General features: G+C 44.1%; 3 protein-coding genes. 2 read left to right on the top strand and 1 reads right to left on the bottom strand.

What is annotated here, in order from left to right:
* Positions 1 to 231 precede the first annotated feature (231 nt).
* Positions 232 to 447, bottom strand: a complete 216-nt coding sequence (locus tag BUB35_RS18245) for a hypothetical protein (RefSeq protein WP_072854052.1) — start codon at positions 445 to 447, stop codon at positions 232 to 234.
* A 173-nt stretch (positions 448 to 620) separates the two neighbouring features.
* Between BUB35_RS18245 and BUB35_RS18240 the strand changes: the two genes are divergently transcribed.
* Complete coding sequence (locus BUB35_RS18240; RefSeq protein WP_072854050.1) at positions 621 to 1,568, top strand: radical SAM protein; 948 nt, start codon at positions 621 to 623, stop codon at positions 1,566 to 1,568.
* 3 nt (positions 1,569 to 1,571) lie between these two features.
* A complete protein-coding gene (locus tag BUB35_RS18235; protein WP_072854048.1) occupies positions 1,572 to 1,922 on the top strand; it encodes a cupin domain-containing protein in 351 nt (116 codons plus the stop codon).
* Positions 1,923 to 2,062: the final 140 nt, after the last annotated feature.

Below are 2,062 nucleotides of genomic sequence, written 5' to 3'. Positions count from 1 at the left end.
TTTTTGTTTTGTGGTGATTCAAATATAACACAAAGTGAGCCTATCCTCGCTTTTTAAATATTCAGTTGTAACACATGTATTGTAATCCTACAAAACGCCCAAATCTCAAAGAAAAACAAAGTTCTTTGCAGAAAGAACATTTTCGCGAAAACTGTCATTTTTCCGCAAAAAACGCCGTTTGGTTCCTCTTTTCCTCCAAAGAAAAAGCAGGGGCTATCCCCTGCCAAAATCTTATTTTGCGCCTGCAAAACTGCTGCGCCATTTATCATAACATGCTTCACAAATATCCAGCACATGATTTTCCCCGTCTTTTTTGGAAAAATAACCCCACTGTTTTTCCAGATGGAGATAATCTTCCCGTTCTGCATCAATCTTTCTGCCGCAGCAATCACAATATACTTCATCTCTGATCCGCACTTCTTTCAAAACGGTTTTGTATGTTTCCATGCCGCTTCCCCCTTTGTTTTGACCCAATTCTCTTTTCTTCTGCATTTTAACATGGCAATTGACATTTTTCTATAGGAAACTGCTGTGATTCATGGTAAAATAAGCCTGTCGGTTTGTGCAGCCTCCCTCTGGCGGTTTCACATGACAAAACCACCAGAAAGGAGCCAAAATACATGAATCTGAGCACACAACAGGCTTTGCAGCACTGCACCGTTTGTCCCAGAAACTGCGGCGCAGACCGTATATCTGGCAAAGTTGGTTTCTGCGGCGCAGGTACTCTGCCAAAAGTGGCACTGGTTTCTGCCCACCAATGGGAAGAACCGCCCATCAGCGGCACAAGGGGTTCCGGCACTGTCTTTTTCTCTCACTGTAATCTGCGCTGTGTTTTCTGTCAAAACCACGACATCAGTCAGGAGAATTTCGGTGCGGAAATATCCATTGAACGGCTGACGGAAATCTTTCTGGAGCAGCAAAGCCGGGGACTGCATAACATCAATCTGGTATCTGCTTCCCACTTTATCCCGCAGATTGCAGAAGCACTGGAGAACGCAAAAGCACAGGGACTTTCCATTCCTGTGGTCTATAACTCCAACGGCTATGAAAGTCTGGATGGCTTGCGGATGCTGGATGGACTGGTGGATGTGTATCTGCCGGACTTCAAATACTGGGATGATACCCTTGCTGTGCAGTATTCCAAGGTGCCCCATTACGCTGAAACCGCAGCAGCAGCCATTTTGGAAATGCGCAGACAGACAAAAGCCGATATTTTTGATGAAAACGGCATCATGGAAAAAGGGCTGATTTTGCGGCATCTTGTCCTGCCCGGGCATTACAAAGACAGTTTTCGGGTTTTGGACTGGATACGGGAAAATCTGGGAAAAGACGCTTATGTGTCCCTGCTGAACCAGTACACCCCCATGTACCACGCCACAGAATTTCGGAATCTTTCTCGCAGACTGACCACATTTGAATATGATAAAGTCACAGAATATTTTCTGGAAATCGGCTTAACCAACGGATTTGTGCAAAAACGCTCTGCGGCTACATCGGAGTACACACCACTTTTTGACCTTTCAGGTGTCAAAAGTGCCGCAACGTTTCAAATAAGAAAGGAGAATTGAACCATGGTAAGAAAAGAGAATGTTGTAATCAAAGAAGGACTCAAAGGCGGTAACGGCACCGTAGAAATCCATCATTTCCTCACAGAAGAAGAATTGATGGGACACGCAACCATGTATGCAAGAGTTGTCTTGAAACCACATAGTTCCATTGGCTGGCATCAGCACATCGGCAATACTGAACCTTATGCCATCATCAAAGGCGAAGGCACATTCGTAGACAATGACGGTTCCAAAACCACTGTTCACCCTGGCGATGTTTGTCTCATCGAAGTAGGTCAGTGGCATGCCATGGAAAACAATACAGATGAAGATATGGAAATGATTGCCCTCATTATCAATGACTGGGCAAAATAATTTTCAAGCATTCATGTAAATGCAAAAATAGCCGGATTCCTTATGATGAACTGCACCCCATTTGTTAGACAGTATGATATACTGAATAACAAGTGGGGTGATTTTTATGCCAAAAGGAGTACCAAATAAACGATATACAC

The organism is Anaerotignum lactatifermentans DSM 14214, assembly GCF_900142265.1.
GTDB lineage: Bacteria > Bacillota > Clostridia > Lachnospirales > Anaerotignaceae > Anaerotignum > Anaerotignum lactatifermentans.
Note: the sequence above shows the minus strand (reverse complement) of the source record. Positions and strands in the feature narration are given on the sequence as shown.

What these genes read in the sequence shown, in the direction of transcription:
- BUB35_RS18235 (WP_072854048.1), top strand. Translation starts at nt 1,572, where the DNA reads ATGGTAAGAAAAGAGAATGTTGTAATCAAAGAAGGACTCAAAGGCGGT.
- BUB35_RS18240 (WP_072854050.1), top strand. Translation starts at nt 621, where the DNA reads ATGAATCTGAGCACACAACAGGCTTTGCAGCACTGCACCGTTTGTCCC.
- BUB35_RS18245 (WP_072854052.1), bottom strand. Translation starts at nt 447, where the DNA reads ATGGAAACATACAAAACCGTTTTGAAAGAAGTGCGGATCAGAGATGAA.